A 22,737-nucleotide genomic window follows, 5' to 3' on the forward strand; every position below is an offset into this window, starting at 1 on the left:
GATGTGGGCATGGTCTGCCCCGACTGCTACCGTGACCTCAATGGAGGCGCCTCGAGCCCGAAGCGTTCCTTCATCGCCCGTCACTGGCATATTACGTACACGCTCATTCTGATTAACGTCGTGGTGTACGGTCTGCAACAGATTATTCCATTCCGTTGGGTGCACAACCTCGGCATGATGTCTGGTCCCCGTGTTCACCACGGCGAGTACTACCGCCTCATCACGCACGGGTTTGTGCACTCGCAAACTGATCCGATGCACCTGGTGTGGAACATGATTTACCTCTTCATCTTCGGTGTGTCCCTCGAGCGCATGATGGGGCGGTGGAAGTTCCTCTTCGTATATATGGCGGCTACCGTGGGTGCCGGCTGCAGCGTGTACCTCTTCTCCTACTACCGGGGTGCCGTGGGTGCGTCAGGCGGTGTGTACGGTCTCTACGGCGCGTTCTTCGTCCTTCTGCTTCTTCGGAAGCAGAAGGACACCGCACGCCTCTTTATTCTGCTCATGGGTATTGATGTTGTGCAGAGCCTCTTCCACCCGAATATTTCCCACGCGGGACACTTTGGCGGTCTTGTCAGTGGCGCGCTCGCGACCCTGCTGATTATTCCGTTCGTGAAGAAGCCCGAGTCATCTGAATCTTCGGAGCCGCCGCAACAGGGCCTGCAGCGGCGGTTCAAGGGCCGCTATTGAGCCTGAAACCCGCGGAAATCCGCCTCGGAGTCGGGTTATCCACAGCAGTTTTCCACATTGTGTATAACTACATTCGTGTAATTCCACGAGTGTGAGTACATGTTAAAAACCTGTGGATACAGGCTAGAATGACCGAATTACACAGAGTGAATTACACGGGTGTAAGAGTTTTCCCCAGATTTCTCCACAGATGTGGAAAACCTTAAATACCAGGGTGTGTGTAATTACAAAAAATTCCGGTGCTACGCACCAACAAAAAGTGCCCGGAAGGATCAACCTTCCGGGCACTTTCACGTATCGAGCCCCTTACGGGGCAAAGAAGCAGCGGGTGCGAACCTAGTTCGCCTGAGCCTCCGCCTCCTCAACCTCCTCGGGGGTGAGCTCCACACCGGTGTACAGGCGGAACTGCTCAGCGGCCTGCAGAGCAATCACCTCACCGCCGTGAATAACTTCCTTACCCGCCGCGCGAGCCGCACGAACCAGCGGAGTCTCAACAGGCATCGCCACCACGTCAAAGACCACCTGCGCCTCAGCAATAGCCTCCTGCGGGTAGGACAGCTCCTCGCTCTCCTCACCGCCAGCCATGCCAATCGGGGTCACGTTCACCAGAATCGGCGCTCGCAGGTTGCCCACCTCCGGCGCCCAGGCGTACTCGTAACGCTCAGCCAGCGCGCGACCGGTCTCCTCGTTACGGGCAATAATCATGCCCTGCGAGAAGCCCGCATCAAAGAACGCGCCAGCCACAGCCGCAGCCATACCGCCCGAACCGCGCAGCAGGAACGGCAGAGACGGATCCACATTATGCGAACGCAGCAGGGAAGCCACCGCAATCACATCCGTGTTGTACGCCTTCAAGAAGCCGTCAGTGTTCACAATCGTGTTCACCGCACCAATAACCGCAGCCGAGTGGTCCATATCGTCCATCAGCGGGATAACAGCCTGCTTAAACGGCATAGACACCGAGCAGCCACGAATACCTAGAGCACGCACGCCGGCGATAGCACCCTCAATATCGGTGGTGGTCATCGCCTTGTACAGGTAATCCAGACCGTGCTTCTCGTACAGGTAATTGTGGAACTTAATACCGTGATTCGACGGGCGACCAGACAGGGAAATGCAGACCGTCGTATCGCGGTTCAGTGCCGGGCGAGCCATCTTAAGCCTCGCCGCTAGAGTTGAGGGTGTTCTCAATCAGCTTCTTCACCTTGTTGCGGCTCACCAAGTCAGCGACCACAAAGTGGGTGTCGCCGGTATCCACGGTGGGGACGGTCGCGTTGCCGTCGTTGAGGGACTTCACATGCGCCTCAGCCTGCGGATCCTCCCAAATGTTCACCCAGGTAGCGTGGTCGCCCAGCTCGCCCAGCTTAGAATCCAGAGCCTCGCAGTAGGGGCAGCCGGGGCGCCAATAAATGACGACGCCACCATCCTTCATGACCTCGCGTGCCTTCTGCTGATCGGACTGCTGACGTTCAAACATAGTTCCTCCATAGACGGGGTGCTCCGCGGTCTTCAGGAGGCACTGAAACCTACCTGAGGGCGCAGCTCAATAAGTTGACATATCAAGCATAGCCTGAGGTTACAGGGGCAGGGGAGAGGTCCTCATAGGGCGAACGCCCGTGCCGCACCCCGGCAGCCCGTGCAGCACTCCCGCAGAAGCCTTCACCCTGCTCTCCAGAAGCCTGTGCCCCGCCCCAGATGCCTTCCCCCGCGCATTAACGGCATACGCCCCACACCAAGGTTGCCGGACCAATGATGCGGGGCGTATACAGTTCGCGAGAAAACGCGAGTACTTGTGCTGAGTAAGAGTAAAAGAAGAGTGAAAACAGGCTACCAGGCGGTAACCGAAGCTGAGCAATATGCCGAGTGAGTCGGTGAATGAAAGAACCCAGGCGGGGCAGAACGCCCCATTATTTGAGAGAGATGTTGAGTGAAAGCCTGTAATGCAAACCCAGGGAAATGGCGCCCTACCCCATGAGGAGGCGAGGCAGGGCGCCAATCCAAAGGAGGCTGTCGCCTTACTTGCCGAACTTCTCGGTCAGCTTGGAGACGTTCTCGGTCACGACCTCTTCAACCTTGGCAACGTGCTCGTCAGTGACGACCTCCTTGCCAGCCTTTTCGTTGATGACTTCCTGAGCCTTGTCGAGGCCCTGCTCAACGGTGCCCTTGATATCGAAGCCCACGGGGGCCTCCTTTCTGCGCTTTCGCGCTCTAAAGCCTCACTCTTGGTGAGGTACCTGCCCGGGGCGGGCAGAAAACTGGAGTGTGATGCTTTGGTGGACGAAACCTGCAAGCTGGGCTTGTATGTGACGGTCGAACCCAGTGTAGATGCTATCCATATGCCGGACTATGCGCATCGAAACTTTACAGCTCACGGATTGCGTCCGTCGATAAGTGTACATACCCGCGAAGGCAAGAAAAACCACCCTCAGAAAACGTGGCGCCACTTTTGACCAACGACCAAAAAATTATGGCTTATCAGCGCGTTATTGCAGGGGATAACCGGAGGAAAATTGCAGAAACTCGCAGGAAACTTCCAGCTATGAATATTGTTCAAACCCTGAAAAAACGCCCCTATGACACCCCGCCGATTTATGACAGACCTCAGCTGGCAAACCTCAGCGCCCAACCCTACAACACCGGAATATCCGTAGGATCAGCGCCCGCAGCCCAATCATGAGACGCCGCAAAACCAGCAACCATCGGCAAAAAACGAGGCGCCGCATAGCCGCGCACAGCATACGCAGTCGCCACCGCATCCGCGGCAGCTTCCAGCTGAGAGGTCGGAATCAACGCCATCACCGCGCCACCGAAACCTCCACCCACAATACGGGCACCCAACGCGCCCCGATCCAGGCACACCTGCACCGCATCATCAATCTCCGGGCGAGAAACACGTAACTCATCACGCATCGACACAAACGACTCCGTGAAAATGCGGCCAGCCTCCTCAAATGCCGCGAAACCAAGCTCATCAGCGTGCTGCAGCAAATAGCTCGCACGACCCACCAGAGTCATATCGTGGAACGCATGACGCACCCAACCACGCGGGAACGAACACGGACGACCCGCGTCCTCCAGCGCATCCAGGGCACGATTCACCGAAGAATCCACCAAATCCGCACGCCACGCCTTCGCAGCACGCGCATCCATACCCGCACACGACAAATCCTCCGGTAGGGCATCACGCAAAAAACGCAGACCCAAAGCATCAGCGCACGCCTCAGACGCCGCACGACGAGCCGCAAAACCGCCATCCGTCAGCTCATGCGGAGTGTTCGTATCAATCACCAAAAAACTCAGGCCATGCTGAGCAATATCCACCGCAACCGGCTCGATCGAAAAATCACGGAAATCAACCACCAGAGCCTGCTCCGGATACGAACGCAATGACGCCGTCTGATCCAGGCCACCCGTATGCGCGCCAGCCATCTTATTCTCAGCCGTAATACACACCTGAGCCAGACGCGCACGCAACGCATCACTATCAGCCGGGGTAGCATCCGCTTCCGGGCACTCATCACGCACCGGACACGAGAGCTCCAACAACGCCAACGCCGTCGAACACTCCAAAGCCGCCGAAGATGACAAACCGCCACCCACCGGAACACGAGAATTAATCAGCAGGTCAGCACCAAACTCATCGGGCAGCATAATATCCCTGCCACCCTCCTGATTCATCGCCCACGCAACACCCGCCACATAGGTGAACCAGCCCTTCAAATGACCCGGTTGAATATCGCGAATCACGACCGTGCGCTCATCGCCGGGCATCTGCAAAGAAGCCGCGCGCAACACGCCATCACGACGCAACGCACCCGCCACATAGGTGCGGTACGGCAACGGCATCGGCAGGCACGAGCCACCCAAAAAATCAATGTACTCGCCCAAAAGATTCAGACGCCCAGGCGCAGACCACACACCATCCGGCTCATAACCATACGCAGTAATAAACTCCTCACGCACACGCGCAATCTCCGCGCTATGGTCCGGAAGAGCCGCCCACTGGGCGGTAGCGGTCATCGACATGGAACACCTCTGATAAAGCCCAACAGGGCACTAAGACATAAACAACACCCCACCCGCACCCGATACACCCCGGATGCGAGCACGTGTCACCTCTAGACTAAAACAGAAAACCAGCAAACATCGACTCAGCCACCAAACCGCACCGGTATCAGCGCGCAGCAGAGCAGCCAGCACCAACGCACGCAAAAGCCCCGCACCCCCACAAGGGGGCACGGGGCACCATACACAACTAATAAACCAAAAGAGGAACAGGCGACTTACGCATCCTGCGTATAAGGCTCCTGCACCACCATCATCGAATCAATCGCAGAAAGCAGATCCTGACGGTAACGGTTAAACGCATTCTCAATCAGAGGAACATCGCCGCTCGCCACAGCCTCCTGCGGAGAAATCAGCGGCAGAGTCTGATACTCCTCCACCAGGCTCAACGCAATATGAGTCAACAAACGAGCACGACGTAGCGCCTCCGCATGACCCAAACCAAGCGCCTGGAACTCATGAGCCATCGCCACCACCGGCTTCAACTCACGCGGGTGCAGAGCCAAGCTCAAACGCACCACCTCAGGGCACTCACGAATCGGGTACAGCAGAGAGAACAGAAGATCACCGCGGCGAATCATCGAAGCGCGAATAGCCTCCGGATTCGGCTCAGCCTCCTCCGACATCGACTTCGGGGCACGAGCCAGAATGTAATCCGCCAACAGAATCAGAAGCTGCTGCTTATTCTTCACGTGGTAGTACAGAGCGCCGGGAGCCACGTGAAGCTCCTGAGCAAGTCGGCGCATGGAAAGGTCCGCCAAACCGTAGGTCGCCAAGACCTCGTAGGCGGTATTTAGAATCTTTTCACGGGAAAGTACCACCCTTTCATTTTAGGGTGTTCAAATCTGTTGCGGGAGCAAGATGCACCCCGTGGCAAACAAAAACCCCACAAATACGCGGTACAAACCCAAAAAGCAATGTTGATTCTCACTCACCCGGAGCGAACGGTTCGCGTTTCACGAGCACTTTTGCCACCAAAAACGCTTCAGCACACACAGAATAGGTAGCCGCCCACGCTCTCGGCATAAAATCACGTCTTAAACCGCCCAAAACCGCCAAGACAGGTAAACCTCGCGGGCACACGCCCCGAAATCAGGTGTTTAATATTCGGTATGAGCAATGCATTTTCTGAACTAATCGAGCGCGCCACCGCAGGCGAAGGCCTCAACCGCGAAGAAATCCACACCCTCCTCGTGGACGGTGAAGGACAGGACTTCGCCCTCATCGAGGCAGCCTCCGTCGTGCGCCGCAACGAATTCCGCAACATGATTGCGATCCACACCGAAGATGAAGCGCTCGCCGATGCGCTGGGCACCCGCTCCATCGCCGTGGACTCCTACGAAGTTCTGGACATCTCCCGCGATATCGACTCCGAAGAACTCGCGGCAACCATCGAACGTATTGCAGAGTCCTCCGCAATCGGCGTGACCGTACTGCTACCCGAAAATGCAGTACCCATGATGCTGATGCGCGTGCTGTCCATCCTGCGCCTGGCGGCGCCTGCCAAGGTTATTCACCTGTCCGAAGGCTACGAACAGTCTCTGCGCTCGCTGACCTCCCTCGCAATGCACGTGGTCAGCGCTATCACCATTACCGACGACATTGAGCAGTGGCCGATGGTTAACGAGGTGCTCAAGGCACTGCGCCACGGCGGCATCGTTATCTCCGGCACCGGTGGACGTGACGCCCTCGCAGGTTACCTGCGTTACCTCTCCGACCTGGGTGTGGACCTCATGGGTCACCGCGATGCACGCGGCTCTGCCTGTGGCTCGGTTGACGGTGGCGGCTGTGGCTGTGGCTCGGGTGGCTGCGGTAGCCACGATGAGTCGGCACCTTCCGCCGGTGGTTGTGGCTGTGGCTCGGGTGGATGCGGTTCCTCCGCTGAAGCTCCGGCTGAGTCTCACGGCCACTCCCACGGTGGCGGCGGTTGCTGCGGCGGCCACGACGAACCGATCGAAGAAAAGGGAGGCTGCTGCGGCGGCCACGACGAGCCCGAACCGGTCGTGGAGGAGGAAGCTCCCGCTGGCGGTTGCGGCTGCGGTGCTGGTGGATGCGGCTCTAAGTAATCCGCTAGAGGTAACTACCCCAAGCAATATATTCCAAATATAGAATTTTCCCCTGAATAACCTACTGAAAAGTGAGGATATTCAGGGGAAAACTCTATATTCCACATAAAGCATTAGGCTTAGAGGTAAACAACGCCACAATAAACGCTGCAGAACCCCCATATCCGAAAAGCGGAATGAGCCCCTCCGGTAGAGTAGAAAGACGTAGCCGACTAACCCTAGCCGCGCGAAAGGAACAACACCGGACCAATGTTTTACCTCTCCGTTATTGTCATCATCCTGATTGCGACCGTGTTCATGGTCAGCGTCGGTGATCGACTCAACCTCCCCTGGCCGGTCATGATGACACTGCTCGGCACCGCCGCGCTCTTCATCCCCAACCGACCGGATCTTACTATCGACAGCGACATCATCCTGCCAATCTTCCTTCCGCCGCTACTGTGGGCCATCGGCGTTAAATTCTCCTGGGGCACCCTGCGCCGCCGCTGGAGATCCGTACTGCTCTACTCGGTCCTTCTCACCACCGTCTCCGCCCTGGCAATTGCCAGCGCAGCCATGTGGTGGGTCCCCGGCATGACCATCGCCGTCGCCCTTGCCGTCGGTGCCGCCGTCTCCCCGCCCGACCCCGTCGCCGTGGAAGCAGTCGCTGAGCCCGTCGGCATTCCCCGCCGCCTCATCGGCACCCTGCAGACCGAAGGTAGCTTCAACGACGCTATCGCAATCATTCTCTTCCACGCCGCAATCCACTCCATGACCAGCGGCCACCACATCGAGCCGCTCTCGGTCGCCAAGGACTTCGTGCTCGGCTCGATCCTCGCGGTCATTATTGGTTACATCTTCGGATGGCTCGGCGGCTACGTTCGCCAGCGCGCCCACGACGTGGTCACCAGCAACGCCGTGACCCTCGTGATCCCCTTCGGCGCCTACCTCGCTGCTGAAAGCGTGCACGCCTCCGGCGTTATTGCCGTGGTCATCGGCGCTATCCAGTTCACCAGCACCAAATACATGGCGGCACTCGAAGCGGAAGAACGCCTCTCCTCCACCTCCTTCTGGCAGATTATTGAGCTGCTCATGACCGGTGTCGCTTTCGGCCTCATCGGCCTGCAGGCAAGTAGTATCATCGCCACCGCCGACCCCTCCCGTATCGCAAGCCTCTTCGCTGACGGTGCCCTGGTCGCACTGGTCGCCATCCTGGTGCGCCTCATCTGGTTCACCATCGTCTGGCTGGCAGGACGCAAGAACCCCATCCACGAGGGTGCACCCGAAAGCTTTGCTGAAGTTATCGTTATGACCTGGTCCGGCATGCGAGGCCTCGTGACCCTGATTCTTGCCCTGTCCATCCCCGTGGTCAACGGCACCGAACAGGTACGCCAGGACGCCATCGTCATGATGCTCTCCGTACTCTTCTTCACCCTCGTGCTGCCCGGCCTGACCCTGCCCCTGCTCGTGAAGGTCCTTGGCGTGCAGGCTAACCATGAAGAAGAAACCGCCGTACCCGAGCTGCTCAAGATTGCGCAGGTCGCAGCCCTCGAGGCGCTGCAGGCTGAAGCGAAGGCAACCACCGACCCGGAAACCTACGCTCGCGTGAAGGAAATGTGCTCCGCCATTACCCGCCGAGACGAAATCAGCGAGGCACTGCCCGAAGAATACAAGCAGCACATGGAGAAGCTTAAGGACAAGAGGAACGACTTCGTGCGCCTGCGCGATGCCGCCCTCGTCGCCGCGCAGAACGAGGTTATTTCTGCTCAGGACCGCTACGACTCCCACGACGTGACCCGCGTGGTGCGTAAGCTGGACATCCTGGCGCAGGCAGAAAGCATCCGCTCCTCCGGCATGTTCATTCTTCCTGCCATGACCGCCGGCGCGGTCGCCATGGAACGCTACAACCTCTGGAAGAAGCACCAGGGCACCCTGAGCACCCGCGCAATCCCCGTGGTGGAAAACGCGCCCGCCTCGCCCCTGGTCACCAACGAGGTAACCCCCACGTCCTAGCCGGTACCTGCACTGCGCGCATGAACGTGACGTTTCTGCCCCTGCCTACGCCACCGAGATAAGCCATCTGGTCTTTAGCTCACAGGCGATAGACAGGGGCAGAAGCAGATTAAGCCTCAACTATCACCTAAAATGAGACAGGAAACGTAGTGAACGTACGTTAGCTCTCTCAAACTCACGAACACATTGAAAGTAGACATGGACTTCAAGACTCTCTCGCCTGCGTACCTGACCTCCCTCGGCGTAATTTTTTGCGGCGCGCTCTTGATTGGAACCTCCAACCCCTGGCTCCTGTGGCTCGGCTGGATCCTTCTCATCCTTGCGTTGGGCCTGAACGTCCTCGCCTTTGTGCTGTCCGTGGGTAAGGCGAAGGGTGACCCGACCCCCGCACTGGTGACCAACCTGGACGGTTTCGAATCCTCCGTGGAGAACCGTATCCGCGAGCGCGCAGAGCACCGCCGCGAAGAACGAGAAGCCGCTGAGCATGAGGCAGTTGAGCACGATGCTGCGGCGCAGGTTGATCAGGAAGTAGCTCCCGCTGAGGCAGCTGAGACCGTTGAGGCGACCGCGCCCGCTGAAACTGCAGAGGTCCGCGAGGAAGAGCCCACCGAATCTCAGCCGATTGTTGATCGTGCCCCCGGCCGTATGAGCGTTCTGCCCTCGCGTCCCCGTTCGGGTCGTACCCCCAAGCCCCGCTCCAACGCACGCTAGGTAGGTCGGTAGTGAATACGAAGTTTTTGCTTTCCCCGGCGTACCTGGTTTCTGTTGCCCTGATGCTTTCCGGCGCGGTGCTTTCCGGTGGTCGGTTCATGCTGATCGGCTGGATTCTGTGCATTGTGGGTGTCTGCCTGAACGCCATGACCCTGGTGGTGCTGACGAATCGCGAGCAGCTGTACACCATGGAGGCGAAGGCTGCCCGAGGCACCCGCCGCGGCTTTGATGACCGCCCCGCTGTGGTGCAGCGATTGGACGAGGCTCCGGCTACTGACAGCGCAGACGAAGGATCTGCGGAGTCCGTCGAGGAAGCCGCAGAAGAGCCCGTTGAAGCACCCGCGCAGAAGACCAACTAGGGTGTAACCCCCTAAGACGTAAAAGACCCCCGCAGAGGGTATCTGACGTGAATAAAAGACCGTAACCGCCCCCGTACAGGGGAGTGGTTACGGTCTTTTGTTGCGCCTGAATGCTCACCTCGACTAACGCTCGTCGAATACTTTTGTTTTTGGAGGAGGGGTGAGCGAGCGCAGTGGGGTCTTTAGCGCTGAGTACCCAGCTTCTGTGCCGCGAAATCCGCGTACTCTTGCACGTGCGCGCGAGCCTGCTTGGTCAGCGCCTTATTCTCATCCAGGATACGCGCCGACTGCGCCGCCATCAGCTTCAGGTACTGGCGGTCGCGGGTCTTCTTCCATGCGGTGCGTGCCGCCTCCAGCTCGGCGAAATCGTTGAGAGCCTGACGCTGCATCGTGTACCGCACCCACATGAGCACCAGAATCAGCACCAGCGGAATGAGGCACGCCCAGCTCTGCCACAGCCCGTACAGTGCCGCCGCAATGGCGCCCAAAACAATCAGCACCGGGGAAATCGAGACGATGGGGGAGTCCGGGCGGTTCTTCTGGTTCTTCACGAGTGATTCACGCGCCATAGCGCGGAAGGTGTCAGAGAAGCTGGACGGGTCGTAAGACTGGGCAGGCTCCGGTTGCTGGCTCTTCTGGGACTGGCTCTTGGGAAACTGATCCTTGCCGGGCTGGTTCTTACGGGGCTGAGAAGCGGAAGGGCACATAGAAACCTCACGGGGGTACACGGGGAGTAACGGGAAAGCGGGTGTTTCACGTGAAACGGGGGAGTAGACGGCGAGTACGCGGAAGCGGGTGGCAGGATTAGCGCTCGCCGCACCTAAACGCCACCTCGGCAGCTTCTACAGGGAAGCCTCAATAAACTCGTACGCCTTATCCACACAATCGGTGGTGACAGCCTTAACCTCATCGGGGGAGTAGCAGAACGACGCCGAACGGTCAGCGTAGCGGTGCATGTCGATATCGTTCCACGAATCTCCAATCGTATGCACCTCATAGGAGCTACCCGGATGCTCCGACTGCAGGTACTCCACCAGATGCTGCAGACCGGTGCCCTTTGTGCAGGCGGGCGGCACAATATCCAGGAAATCCTGGTTCTTGTGGCAGTCCACCGAATCACCAAAACGCTCCAGAATCCAGGTGTACGCCGCCTCGCGAATCTGAGCATCCGGAATCCACAGGGGCACACCCACGTACTCGTGGTTCTGCAGGTCGTCAGCCGGCAGGGGAGTGAACTCCGGCAGGATATTCGTCGAGGAGCCCACCCGGTCGCAGAGGCTGTAATCGTTATCCAGAGTCGTCGCGAACAGAGCCACGCCGTCCACGGTGCTGAAATGCTCGTAGCACGCTTGCACAACACTCACCGGAAGAGGCTGATGGTAAATCACCCGGTACTGCCGGTCAGTAATCACCGCACCCGTGTACAGCACGTGGTAATCAAAACGGATGGCGGTCGGGTTCAACGCCAGTTGCGTGGCAAAAATGCTCTTGCCCGTGCACGAGACCGCCAGGTTACCCTCCGCCTGCCAGCGGGCAATCGCCTGCTCAGTGGCAGGCTCCACGGCACGGTTAAACAGGATCGTGCCGTCAAGATCGAAAGCCATCAATTTGGTCATAGAAACTCCTTCGCGGGAGGGCTGCATTGCCGCGAATTGTGCGCCGCAACCCATAAAAAACGGGGGTGCCGCCGGTACTTTTAAGTGTACCGACCGCACCCCCACCACTTGAGATATAGCCCCTGAATCTCACGCCTTCACTGAAGGGTGAAAGGGCTCATTCCTCATATTTTTAGAGAGCCAGGAATCCCAGGTAGGAACCGAGGATGCCCACGCCAAAGAGGGCGAAAATCAACCAGATGGCGTTAATCTTCTTCTTCAGAAGCCACATGCACAGGAAGCACAGACCCAGCGAGGCCAGGCCCGGCAGCAGATCGTTCAGCACGGACTGGACGGTCACATTTACCGTCTCGCCCGCCTGGTTTGTGTAGCTAGTCAGTGGCAACGGAATGTTCACGCTCGTCCAGCGGTACACCAGAGCACCCATCACGAACAGGCCCATCACGGAGGCGCCCTGAGTAATCTTCTGCAGGGTGTTGCCGCCCGCCTCGGTCACAATCTGGGTGCCCTTCTCGTAGCCGTACTTGAAGCCGTACCAGCGGGTTGCCCAACGAATTGCGGTCATGCCGAAGAAGAACAGCAGCGGGCCCAGAATATTGCCGGTCACCGCCAGGGATGCGCCCAGAGCCGCCAGCACGATACGTGCGGTACCCCAGAAAATCGGGTCGCCCACGCCGGCCAGTGGGCCCATCAGGCCCACCTTAACGTTGGTGATGGCGGCTTCGTCAATGTCCTTACCGGCTGCCTTCTCACGCTCCATCGCAGCGGTCACGCCCATAATCGAGGATGCAACCCACGGCTGGGTGTTGAAGAACTCCAGGTGGCGGGTCAGCGCCTCCGCCTGGTCTTCTTTCTTGGTGTAGAAGCGCTTAATGGCCGGAATCATGGAAACCGCGAAACCGATGGACTGCATGCGTTCGAAGTTGAACGAACCGAGCAGGAAGGTGGAGCGGATGTAGGTGTCGACCTTATCGCGCTGGGTGAGCTCGGGAACTTCAACGAGCTCGACGTTCTTGTTTTCAGTCATGGTGATGCTCCTTATTCGAGCTCGTTGTCGAGGTCATTGGCGGCGGCCGGTGCTACGGCGGGTGCCTCACTCTTATGGAAGAGCGGGTTCAGCTGCGTGTACAGCAGGCCCAGGCAGGCGCCGACCAGGCCGATAGCAACCAGGTTGAACTGTGCCGGGGTGGACAGTGCCACGAGGACGTCCTTTGAGCTTCCGCCCGGTAGCGGCACAATCGACTGGGTTGCCGGGATAGCGGCGGCGGCGATGAAGCCGAGGAAGAAGAAGGGCATGAGGGCCTTCGAACGCATCATGTTGATGACCATTGCGAAACCGACCACGGTAATCATGCCACCGGCAATACGCAGACCGATGGTCACCTGTTCCGGAATCATGCCCAGCAGGCGGGTCAGCTCGTCGGAGCTAATCAGCGCCACAATAGCGGTCGGGATAGCCACGCGCAGACCCTGCAGAGCCATACCGCTAATGTGCATCAACTCAATACCGCGGAAGTTAGCCGTCTTTGCGAAATTATCCGCCTGATGCTGGAAGAACACCGTAATGGTACGAACGAAAATGGTCAGAACCTGACCTGCTGCCGCCAGCGGCACAGCAATAGCAATACCGGTGGTGATGTCCTGGTGACCCTGAATCACAACAACAGCGGAGATGGTGGACGCCAGAGCTGAGTCGGGAGCCATCGCCGCACCGACGTTCATCCAGCCCAGGGCGATGAGCTCCAGTGCGCCACCGAGCATAATGCCGGTAGTCGGGTCACCCAGCGCAAAACCCATCAGGGTGCAAGCGACCAGGGGGCGGTGGAACTGACGCTCGTCCACCACGGATGCGACGCCCGCAATGAACGCCACGAGAACAACGAGAATAAACGTCAGGGCGCTCATGCGTCCAGGCCTTTCTGCTTGAGGATCTTTTCCAAATCAACCGGGGAGTGGTTGGGCAGCTGCTGCACCGTCAGCTTCACACCGCGCTTAATGAGTTCGCGGTAGGCTTCCAGGTGTTCCTCGGAGGCGTACACTGCGTCCGAAAGCTGAACCATGCCGGTCTTGAAGGTGACGCCACCAACGTTCACTTCGTTGATCTTGACGCCTTCGTCGAGCAGTCGCACCACGTCAACGGGGGATTCCACGACGAACATGGTCTTCATGCCGGTGTACTTGGGGTTGTTGTACACGCGGCCAGCCTTAGCGATGTCCAGGACGTTGGTCTTCACGCTGGTCGGCGCGACCTGCAGCAGCAGGGACTTGCGCAGCTGATCGTGTGCCGCATTATCGGATGCCGCGATGAAGGTCTGCGGTGCGATATGCGGAACCCAGGTGCCTGCCACCTGACCGTGAATCAGACGGGAGTCGATGCGGGTGAAGATAGCGTCCATGGTGCCGCCGGGAACCTGCTGAGCAGCCGGAACCTCGACCGCCTTGGTCTCTGCGGGCTTCGCCTCGGCGGGCTTGGCGGCCGCGGGCTGGTTCGCCTCCTGGAAGGAGCGAATACCCTTAGTGCCAGCCTTGTGCGCCTTAGCGACCAGGGACTTGAGGGTTGCGTTCTTACGGCCTGCGCCGGAGATGACCTCAATAAGCATCGGTACGTTGACACCGGAGACGACGTCGACGCCCTCGCGGGTGGCTGCGAACTGCGCACCGGCGTTGTAGGGGCTACCGCCGAAGAGATCGACCAGCAGCAGGGTTTCTTCTGCTTCAGACGCCTCAACGATGCGGGTGTACTCTTCGACGAGATCTTCGGGGCCCTGACCCGGCAGGAACGTGACCGGGTGGACGTTTTCGAAGTTACCGAGGATCATGCCGGCGGTCTTCAGCAGAGCCGGAGCCGACTCGCCGTGTGCCGCCACAATGATAGTGACCATAGTGGTCCTCTCGTGTTCGTGACATGGTGTGTAGTGGCCCCGTGAGGAGCCTCATAATTCTCAGATAGTAACACGTTGTTTTTGTGTTTTGTGGGTTTTTTCTGAGCATGCACACTTTAGGTTCTTGTGACATTTTTTCAAGTGTTGGAATATGGGTTTTTGATGTCAAAACACGTATTTATTGCCAGGGTGTAAAAAATTTAAACAGAACACCGAAAAATGCTTGTCTGCGCGAAGGGGTTAGCGTTACTCTCGCGAAAATTCGGGAGTATTGGCGTCTTGCTGATGGACTGGCGAGGTGTTTGACGTGGAATATGTGGAGCGCACGAGTGCGAGAAAATGATTTACAAAGAAAATACCGAGCAAAAAATGAGTGTGCGAATCAAAAGATGTGGGATTAATAAAAAACCCACATTTTCCTGCGGTCTGTCCACAGAATGGTATTTCTGGAATACGCCGCTATAAACCGTCATTTCAAAATTTAAATCGACGCGCTAACGCGCGAAGGAAAACCCAGGAAAACGACAATTTAGTGACAGGTTGTATATATAAATAGCAACCCACCTTTAACGGCCACGTTCCGCCCGGCGCGCCCCCAAACCTGGATACAGAAAAGCGGCGGATACAGAAAAGCGGCCGGAGTACCCTCCAACCGCTTTCGCCCCTGCATTTTTTGGAAGCACCAACGCTAGGCGTTAATGCCCCACATATCCCGCGCCAGGCGCGCAATATGAATCGTCAAATACGTCAACTCATCACGAGTCAGGGTCTGCTTCAACTGCATCTGCAGCACCAACAAAACCTTCTGTGCACACGCGTAGGCGCGCGGTGCATCCGCACGAAGAGCAGCCAACAAACTCGGCTGCGACACCTCATCAACATCCTCCGCACGATTTGCGGAGGCGCGGCTCGCCCGCACAAACAGGTACCGCAGGTGCGTCACAAAACGTGCCGCACTCATGGAATCCGGGTCGAGCTTGCGCTCGTAGCTTGCCTCAATAATTTCAAAAACCTGCGCGAAAACCTCAGTCATGCGGAATGCCTGAGACATGTCTGCCGTCGCAAATTGTGCATTGACCAGGTGCAACGCGAGGGGGATAGCCTCGTTTGGGTCCAGCTCAACCTGCAGGCGCTCGCGAACCATCGCCAACACTGCGCGGCCGTACTCCACCTCGCGTGGGTAGAGAACAGTCACCTCCGGGGCGAGCGGATACTGCACCCGCACCCCGTCACGCGCACGAACCACCGCATAGTGCAGGTGATCAGCCAGCGGAAGAATAAACGAGTTCGACAGCTCCAGCGCACCCTCGGCGCGCACCTTCGACTCCAAAAGCGTGGCAATCGACAGAATCTCCGCCGGAATCTCAGACAGAGTCATACTCAAACGCTCACCCGACATGCCCTGCTCCGGCACAAACGTCTGCTCCACCGCAGACGGGTCAATCAGCTGACCCTTACGCTTACCAAAGGCAATGCCGCGACCAATCATCACGGACTCCTTGCCCAAATGATCCACAGTGAGGACAACATTATTGTTATAGATACGGCTAATGCGCATGTGTCCTCCTTTGCGGGTGTTGGTCGCCGGAACAGAAACGGCAAATTCAAAAGATACGCAAAGGTGATTGAGCGTTACCTAAGCTAGTACAAATTCTACCGAAAGTTTGAAGCTGTCATGAAGGGTTGACGCGCAAATGCGGGGTAAAGCTGTGCCCCAGCTGTGACGCGGGCAAGCATTCCATAAGTTTGCGGCTGAAAACCGGCTCCCGCCTCACCGCGAACCCTAAATCGCGATACCCTTAATCACATGAGCAGCAAAGCAACCGAAATCGCAAAGAACCTTCCCACACTAGAGCATCCGGACGGTAGCCCCATCCGCGCCCTCGTTGTTGATGATGAGGAGATGCTCAAAGAACTCGTCAGCATGGGTCTGAAAATGATCGGCTGGGAGGTGCAGTCCGCAGGCGACGGCCCCTCCGCGCTCGCGATTGCGCGCGATTGGCGCCCCGACGTGCTTGTGCTGGATATTATGATGCCCGGCTTCGACGGCCTGGAGTTGCTCTCCCGTATCCGCAAGTTCTACCCCGAGGTTCCCTGCCTCTTTCTGACCGCTAAGGATTCGGTTGATAACCGTATTGAAGGCCTTGCCGCCGGTGCGGACGACTACGTGACTAAGCCCTTCTCCATGGAAGAGGTCATGATCCGTTTGCACCGCCTGGTGCAGCGCTCCGGTGTTGCCTCCATTGATGATGCTGAGCTGGTCGTTGGCGACCTGGTGCTGAACCAGGACACCCGCGAGGTGACCCGCGGTGGCGAGCAGATTAACCTCACTGCAACCCAGTTCGACCTGCTGCGCTACCTCATGGAGAACGCGAAGCGCGTGGTCTCCAAGAGCCAGATTCTTGATAACGTCTGGAACTACGATTTTGGTGGTCAGGCAAATATTGTGGAGCTGTACATCTCGTACCTGCGTAAGAAGATTGATGTGGGTCGCGAACCGATGATTCACACCGTGCGCGGTGCCGGTTACGTGCTGCGTCCCGCCGTCTAAGTTTATTCTCTGCTCTTCATATGGCGCGGTATAACACCCGGTTATACCGCGCCATATCAGTTATATTCCGTATTTCGAATATAGAAAGAAAGGATGCTCGTGGGCTCCTACTCACCAGGTGAACCCGCCTCCCCGGATAACGAAGCAACCCGCCCCCTGCGTGCAGGTACCCCCGCACGAGACGGCGCCGCGCCCTCGCCGGGGAACTTCTTCGTGCGCCTACGCGCCGCCTGGAAGAGCATGAGGAACCCCGAGGCATCCCCCGAAGAACTCGGGTACGTACCCCACCTGCGTTCGCGCCTTATCGCCATCCTCGTGGCAGCCCTCGGCATCGCCTGCCTCATTATTGGCCTGTCCACCTACGTGACCCTGCAGAACTCCCTCTACCAGCAGGCGCAAAGCGACCTCAAAGAAACCAGCCACCGCGTAGTGCAACCGACCTCCCGAGACGGCAAGCGAGAAGAAGTGGACTGCAGCGACCTGCAGAAGAGCAGCTCTCTCTTTGCGCCCGGTCAGGCGTCCGGAACCATCATTACCTGTGTCGAGTCCGAAGGTGCCGTAGAAATTGCCAGCAAGCTCGCCAAGGACGGCACCGTACAAACCCTCTCCGCCAATGACCAGGTAACCCTCGGAACCATGGCACTGAACGCCACCAAAGAAGAAGTCCGAGAGGTCAAACTGGAATCCGGCCTGTACCTCATCAAAATCACCCCGAAGGCTAATAGCAGCGCCGACGCCCAGGTGGTTGGTATTCCACTCGCCAACGTGCAGCAGACCCTCACCATCTTCGTGATTGTGGTGTCCCTTGGCTCTATTGCCGTCATGGTTGGTGCCGGCGTGGCGGGCTCCTACATTATTCGCGGCACCATGAAGCCCCTGGAGCGAGTCTCCGCGGTGGCAACCGATGTGGCGCACCTGGATCTGGAAGAGCACACCATCTCCTCGGCGGTGCGAGTGGAGCCGCGAGATTCCGACCCGCGCACCGAAGTGGGTGCCGTAGGATACGCCCTCAATCAGCTGCTCGATAACGTGAACTCAGCCCTCGAGGTGCGCGAACGCACCGAACATCAGATTCGCGCCTTTATTGCGGACGCCTCCCACGAGCTACGCACGCCCCTTGCCGCCATTAAGGGGTACTCCGACATGCTCCGCTGGACCGAGCCGCTCAGTGAATCCGGCCAGTCCTCCCTGGCGCGTATCGATTCGCAGACCGAACGTATGTCACGCCTCGTGGAGGACCTTCTGACCCTTGCTCGCCTGGACGAGGGCCGCGAACCCAAGCTGGAGCAGGTTGATCTGACCGAGCTGGTGCTTGAATGCACCTCCGATATGCAGGCGGCAGCGCGCACCCACGAATGGCACCTGAACCTGCCTGACGAGCCGGTTGAGGTTGTTGCCGACCGCTCCCAGATTCAGCGCGTGATCTTGAACCTGCTCTCGAATGCCCGCAAGCACACGGACGAGGGTACTCGAGTGACCGCTGGCCTGGCCGTGGATACTGCACGCCGTGAAGCTGTGGTGACCGTGACCGATAACGGTCCGGGTATTGCCCCGGACTTCTTGCCGAAGATTTTTGACCGCTTCACCCGTGCCGATAAGGCGCGTTCCGGTTCGGATGGCACCACCGGCCTGGGACTGGCAATTGTGCAGGCGATTGTGCAGGCGCACGGCGGTTCGATTCAGGTGCAGAGTCAGCCTGGGCATACGGTCTTTACGGTGCGTCTGCCTTTGGAGGCGGCGCGCGCCTAATGCGCCTGCTCGGTGGCTTGCTGAGCGGCTCGCTGAGCGGGTAGCCGGGTGAGTGCTCGAGGGGGTGGGGTGTGTTGTGCATACCCCGCCCCTTGGTGCGCGTTTTTGGGGTGTTATAGCGCCCTGACGTGCTAAAACACTAAATTGCTTGTTGAGTAAAGATTAAATCTGCACTTCAAGTTTATTGCCTTGAGTGCAAATATGTGGTGAATCTAACCCCCAAATAGTTACTCCCGGTGAAACATTGCGCGTATTGTAAAAAGCATGGCTAATCTTGTTGAATCCCCCGCAAACATCACGGACAAGCGTTCCGCCCGCAAGGCAGAGAACCGCATCGCAATCGTTGAGGCAGCAGAATCCCTCATCCTCGAGGGCGGCTACGGCGCCCTCAACGCAGAAGCACTCGCGGAACGCGCAGGCGTCTCCCGCCGCACCATCTTCAACCACTTCGCCTCCGTAGACGACGTGCTGGTCACCCGCATGAACCAGTACTTCAACCGCATCTTCGAAGAATGCGACTTCACCATCTCCGGTGAAAACGCAAGCATGGAAGCCGAAATGCTCTCCATTGCCCGCAAGGTCTTCATGAGCAACACCCTCGAAGAGTACATCGCACCCTTCGCACACCTGCTCTACGCCCTCGAAATGGACAGCCCCGCGAAGTTCGAAGAATATTCGCACGTCATCCTCGAGCGCACCTACGACATCTTCCTTGAGCAGTACCTCGAGGCGTACCCCGACCTGCCCTACCTGCGCGTGGCAGTCTTCGCCTCCAACCTCGCCGAAACCATCGGTGAAGGCGTCTACTACTACCTCACCCGCGCCGAAGAAATGACGGTCAAGGTCGCAGCGGAAGCCCCCGAAGGCACCCACCCCGAAGCACTCGCCATTGAAGCAATGCGCCAGTGCGTACTCGAAGCACTCGACTACCTGGATCGTCTGGTCCAGGGCGAATTCGCAAGCTAAGCCCCATAGCGTTAACGCTCAAACACTCTCGCTTCGGGCACCTCATCTGCAGGTGCCCGGGGCGGGGTGTTTTTTGCCCAAAAACAGGGGCGTCACCTCAGTATGCGGGTGGCAAAACAGGGCAACCACCGTATTCACACGCACCCAACGCACCAAACTCTTCACTCACTCAACTTCAAAGGACTGAATCATGGCTACATGGCTCTACCGCATCGGTGAAGCCGCCGCCCGCCGCGCATGGGCTGTCATCCTCACCTGGGTACTCATCGTCGCCGGTGTAGCGGGTGCCTACACCGCGTTCCACGGCAAGCTCAGTAACACCTTCACCATGCCCGGAACGCAGACCCAGCAGCTCTCCGACGAGCTCGCACAGCGCTTCCCCAGCGCCAACCGCGGCTCCGGCCAGATCATTCTCACCACCGGTGACGGCACCGCCCTCACCGAAGAGCAGAAGCAGGCATTCTCCGCCGCACTGAGCGCACTGCCCAGCGAGGTGCCCTCCGTGGATGCGGTCACCGACCCGTTCACCACCACCTCCAAGCTTGCAGAAGCAAAAACTCAGCTCGACGAGGCGCACGCTAAGATTGACGCCGCCCCCTCCCAGATGGAGGACGGCAAAAAGCAGCTGAATGCCGCCGCCTCGCAGCTTGAGGACGGCATGAAGCAGATTGCCGACAACGAGAAGAAGCTCGACGACTCACAGGCACAGATTAGTGCAGGTCGAAAGCAGCTCGCCTCCGCGCAGAAGCAGTTGGACGACGCGCAGGCACAGCTGAAGGACGGCTACGCCCAGGCGGAGGCGGCAGGCTCACCCGCCGCCATGATGGAGCAGCTCAATGCCCAGCAGGCGCAGCTGACCGAGCAACAGAACGTGCTCAATCAGCAGCGCGATACCCTGACCGAGAGCCAGAAGCAGGTTGATGCGGGTCGCGCAGAAATCGCCTCGAAGAAGGACGAGCTGGCTGAAGGTCAGAAGAAGCTGGACGAGCAGCGCAACCAGCTGCAGAAGACCGAGAGTGAGCTGCCGGCACAGCGTGAGCAGTTGGAGCGCCAGCAGAAGCTCTACGATTTCGCCTCCGGCTACCGTATGGTCTCTGAGGATCAGTCCACGGCGATTGCGACTGTCTCGTTTAAGAAGAAGATTTACGAGGTGCCGTCCGCCGAATTGCAGAAGGTCATGTCCGACATTGAGTCGGCGAACCTGCACGGGGCGACCGTACAGTTCGACGCGAACCTGAGCGAATCCGCGCTTGGTGGTGGCTCGCACACCGGTGAGGTGGCGGGTATGGTTATCGCCTTCATCGTGCTCATGGTCATGCTCGGCACCCTCGTGGCTGCCGGCCTGCCGATTCTGATGTCTCTGGTGGGCGTGGTGGTGGGTGTGCTCGGTACGCTCTCCCTGTCCTCCGTTGTTCAGATGAGCTCTACCGCCTACACCCTGGGTCTGATGCTTGGTCTGGCGGTCGGTATCGACTATTCGCTGTTCATTCTGAACCGCTACCGCACGAACCTGCTGGACGGCATGCCGAAGGTCCAGGCGATTGCCCTGGCGAACGGCACGAGCGGTAACGCCGTGATTTTTGCGGCGAGCACCGTGATTATTGCGCTCGTGGCGCTGAACGTGACCGGTATTCCCTTCCTGGGCGTGATGGGTAATGCCGCCGCTTTCTGCGTGGTTGTTGCCGCCCTGATTGCGGTGACTCTCACCCCGGCGGTGCTGTCCCTGGCGGGTACCAAGATTATGTCTAAGAAGCTGTGGGCTTCCATCGATACCCCGCAGAAGATTGCGGAACGCCGCGTGCAGGATGCCGAACGCACCGAGAAGCCGAACGGTTGGTTGCGCCTCGTGCTGGCGCGTCCGCTACTGACCCTGGTGGTGGGTACGCTGGCGCTGCTGGCGGTTGCCGCCCCCATGTCTCAGATGCGCCTGGGTCTGCCGGACGCCTCGAACTACCCCTCCGATAGCGCCGCGTACAAGTCGTATGCGCTGGTCAAGGACAAGTTCGGTGAGGGTATGAGTGCCCCGCTGGTTGCGGTCGCGCACACCCCCGCGAATATGAGCGAGGAGCAGGCTCAGCAGGCGCAGATTGATATCGCCTCTGCGGTCAAGGAACGCGGCGGCGCGAACGTGCAGGCTGTGGTTCCCGGCGGTATGACTGATGACCGTACCCTGATGATTTTCCAGGTGATTCCTGCCCACAGTGCAAGCTCCGTGGAGACTGAAGAGCTCGTCCACGAGCTGCGCGCCGTGACCGTTCCGGTTCAGGGCTCTGAGGTGTCTCTCGGTATTGCGGGTCAGACCAGCGGCAATATTGACGTCTCCGAGGTGCTCGCGCAGAAGCTGCCCCTGTACCTGGGCGTGGTGATGGGCCTGTCCTTCCTGGTGCTGATCCTGGTGTTTCGTTCGATTATGGTTCCGCTGGTTGCCTCAGTGGGCTTCCTCTTCTCGGTGCTGGCGAGCTTCGGTGCCGTGGTGTCGATTTACCAGTTGGGCTTCATGAGTTCCCTCTTTGGCGTGGACCATCCGGGTCCGGTGTTGTCCTTCTTGCCGACCCTGCTCATCGGTATTCTTTTCGGTCTTGCGATGGATTACCAGATGTTCTTGGTGACCGGCATGCGTGAAGCGTACGTGCACGGCAAGGATGCGGCGACCGCCATTGTGAGCGGCTACAACCATGCGGTGCGTGTGGTGGTGGCTGCCGCGATCATCATGATTTCGGTGTTTGGCGGCTTCATCTTTGCTGATTCGACGATGATCCGCCCGATGGGCTTTGGTTTGGCGTTCGGTGTGCTCGTGGATGCGTTCATTGTGCGCATGACGCTGACCCCGGCGATTATGGCTCTGCTGGGCGATAAGGCGTGGTGGATGCCGAAGTGGCTGGATCGCCTCACTCCGAATATGGATGTTGAGGGCGCCGCTCTGAGCGAGAAGATGAGCGAGAAGATTCAGCACGAGCGTGAGTCTGCTGCCGCCGACTCGGGTAGCAAGCTCGGGTCAGAGTAAAGTATTAGTGTGCGTTTGTGCGCTACGGCGCACTCTGAAGACTAATACGAGACGAAAGGGCAGGTGCACGGCGATGAGGAACCGCG

General features: G+C 58.6%; 20 protein-coding genes. 9 read left to right on the forward strand and 11 right to left on the reverse strand.

The genetic code is table 11. From position 1 onward, the window contains the following. Window positions 1–690 (forward strand): rhomboid family intramembrane serine protease (locus HMPREF2710_RS03430; RefSeq protein ID WP_070599529.1); only part of this gene is annotated, 690 nt, incomplete at its 5' end. A gap of 336 nt (window positions 691–1,026) precedes the next feature. Here HMPREF2710_RS03430 and HMPREF2710_RS03435 read toward each other — a convergent pair. From HMPREF2710_RS03435 to HMPREF2710_RS03455, 5 genes are all read right to left on the reverse strand, one after another. Continuing rightward, the gene (locus tag HMPREF2710_RS03435; protein ID WP_005504124.1) at window positions 1,027–1,845 is read right to left on the reverse strand and encodes a shikimate 5-dehydrogenase; all 819 of its coding nucleotides are present in this window, start codon (window positions 1,843–1,845) and stop codon (window positions 1,027–1,029) included. A 1-nt stretch (window position 1,846) separates the two neighbouring features. Next, window positions 1,847–2,167 (reverse strand): glutaredoxin domain-containing protein, encoded by a 321-nt coding sequence (locus HMPREF2710_RS03440; RefSeq protein ID WP_049338656.1) that lies wholly within the window; start codon window positions 2,165–2,167, stop codon window positions 1,847–1,849. A 538-nt stretch (window positions 2,168–2,705) separates the two neighbouring features. Continuing rightward, window positions 2,706–2,870, reverse strand: coding sequence for a hypothetical protein (locus HMPREF2710_RS03445; RefSeq protein ID WP_005504128.1), 165 nt, complete (start codon window positions 2,868–2,870; stop codon window positions 2,706–2,708). Between the two features lie 448 nt (window positions 2,871–3,318). After that, a complete protein-coding gene (locus HMPREF2710_RS03450) occupies window positions 3,319–4,716 on the reverse strand; it encodes a galactokinase (RefSeq protein WP_049350256.1) in 1,398 nt (465 codons plus the stop codon). A 257-nt stretch (window positions 4,717–4,973) separates the two neighbouring features. Next, complete coding sequence (locus HMPREF2710_RS03455) at window positions 4,974–5,576, reverse strand: TetR/AcrR family transcriptional regulator (RefSeq protein WP_070542296.1); 603 nt, start codon at window positions 5,574–5,576, stop codon at window positions 4,974–4,976. A gap of 291 nt (window positions 5,577–5,867) precedes the next feature. On the opposite strand from HMPREF2710_RS03455, the gene HMPREF2710_RS03460 reads away from it, so the two are divergent. The 4 genes from HMPREF2710_RS03460 to HMPREF2710_RS03475 all read left to right on the forward strand — a co-directional run bounded on the left by HMPREF2710_RS03460 (window position 5,868) and on the right by HMPREF2710_RS03475 (window position 9,883). Continuing rightward, a complete protein-coding gene (locus HMPREF2710_RS03460; protein ID WP_070599531.1) occupies window positions 5,868–6,821 on the forward strand; it encodes a biotin synthase in 954 nt (317 codons plus the stop codon). A gap of 249 nt (window positions 6,822–7,070) precedes the next feature. Beyond that, window positions 7,071–8,813: a cation:proton antiporter gene (locus HMPREF2710_RS03465; RefSeq protein ID WP_070507478.1), complete on the forward strand. Its 1,743-nt coding sequence runs from the start codon at window positions 7,071–7,073 to the stop codon at window positions 8,811–8,813. A gap of 198 nt (window positions 8,814–9,011) precedes the next feature. Beyond that, window positions 9,012–9,524, forward strand: coding sequence for a hypothetical protein (locus HMPREF2710_RS03470; RefSeq protein WP_049352259.1), 513 nt, complete (start codon window positions 9,012–9,014; stop codon window positions 9,522–9,524). 11 nt (window positions 9,525–9,535) lie between these two features. Continuing rightward, window positions 9,536–9,883 carry a hypothetical protein gene (locus tag HMPREF2710_RS03475; protein ID WP_005507997.1) on the forward strand — a complete coding sequence of 116 codons (348 nt, stop codon included), beginning with the start codon at window positions 9,536–9,538 and terminating at the stop codon, window positions 9,881–9,883. 182 nt (window positions 9,884–10,065) lie between these two features. Here HMPREF2710_RS03475 and HMPREF2710_RS03480 read toward each other — a convergent pair whose 3' ends face one another. The 6 genes from HMPREF2710_RS03480 to HMPREF2710_RS03505 all read right to left on the reverse strand — a co-directional run bounded on the left by HMPREF2710_RS03480 (window position 10,066) and on the right by HMPREF2710_RS03505 (window position 15,939). Then, window positions 10,066–10,590 (reverse strand): hypothetical protein, encoded by a 525-nt coding sequence (locus HMPREF2710_RS03480; RefSeq protein WP_193388925.1) that lies wholly within the window; start codon window positions 10,588–10,590, stop codon window positions 10,066–10,068. Window positions 10,591–10,725: 135 nt separating this feature from the next. Continuing rightward, complete coding sequence (locus tag HMPREF2710_RS03485; RefSeq protein WP_070507476.1) at window positions 10,726–11,499, reverse strand: HAD-IIB family hydrolase; 774 nt, start codon at window positions 11,497–11,499, stop codon at window positions 10,726–10,728. Window positions 11,500–11,671: 172 nt separating this feature from the next. Continuing rightward, window positions 11,672–12,526, reverse strand: a complete 855-nt coding sequence (locus tag HMPREF2710_RS03490; RefSeq protein WP_012902656.1) for a PTS system mannose/fructose/sorbose family transporter subunit IID — start codon at window positions 12,524–12,526, stop codon at window positions 11,672–11,674. Window positions 12,527–12,537: 11 nt separating this feature from the next. Further along, a complete protein-coding gene (locus tag HMPREF2710_RS03495; RefSeq protein WP_012902657.1) occupies window positions 12,538–13,404 on the reverse strand; it encodes a PTS mannose/fructose/sorbose transporter subunit IIC in 867 nt (288 codons plus the stop codon). Next, window positions 13,401–14,381, reverse strand: a complete 981-nt coding sequence (locus HMPREF2710_RS03500) for a mannose/fructose/sorbose PTS transporter subunit IIA (protein WP_049326832.1) — start codon at window positions 14,379–14,381, stop codon at window positions 13,401–13,403. The genes HMPREF2710_RS03495 and HMPREF2710_RS03500 overlap by 4 nt, the downstream gene beginning before the upstream one ends. Window positions 14,382–15,069: 688 nt before the next feature. Then, window positions 15,070–15,939 (reverse strand): PRD domain-containing protein, encoded by an 870-nt coding sequence (locus tag HMPREF2710_RS03505; RefSeq protein WP_049360181.1) that lies wholly within the window; start codon window positions 15,937–15,939, stop codon window positions 15,070–15,072. Between the two features lie 249 nt (window positions 15,940–16,188). Between HMPREF2710_RS03505 and HMPREF2710_RS03510 the strand changes: the two genes are divergently transcribed. The 4 genes from HMPREF2710_RS03510 to HMPREF2710_RS03525 all read left to right on the forward strand — a co-directional run bounded on the left by HMPREF2710_RS03510 (window position 16,189) and on the right by HMPREF2710_RS03525 (window position 22,651). Then, window positions 16,189–16,932 (forward strand): response regulator transcription factor, encoded by a 744-nt coding sequence (locus tag HMPREF2710_RS03510; protein WP_012902660.1) that lies wholly within the window; start codon window positions 16,189–16,191, stop codon window positions 16,930–16,932. 93 nt (window positions 16,933–17,025) lie between these two features. Continuing rightward, window positions 17,026–18,681 (forward strand): sensor histidine kinase, encoded by a 1,656-nt coding sequence (locus HMPREF2710_RS03515; RefSeq protein ID WP_239668354.1) that lies wholly within the window; start codon window positions 17,026–17,028, stop codon window positions 18,679–18,681. 264 nt (window positions 18,682–18,945) lie between these two features. Then, window positions 18,946–19,647, forward strand: a complete 702-nt coding sequence (locus tag HMPREF2710_RS03520) for a TetR/AcrR family transcriptional regulator (protein WP_012902663.1) — start codon at window positions 18,946–18,948, stop codon at window positions 19,645–19,647. A 190-nt stretch (window positions 19,648–19,837) separates the two neighbouring features. Further along, window positions 19,838–22,651: an MMPL family transporter gene (locus HMPREF2710_RS03525; RefSeq protein WP_070599533.1), complete on the forward strand. Its 2,814-nt coding sequence runs from the start codon at window positions 19,838–19,840 to the stop codon at window positions 22,649–22,651. The last annotated feature ends 86 nt before the right edge of the window (window positions 22,652–22,737 follow it).

The sequence above is a fragment of the Rothia sp. HMSC069D01 genome (assembly GCF_001810135.1).
Lineage (GTDB): Bacteria > Actinomycetota > Actinomycetes > Actinomycetales > Micrococcaceae > Rothia.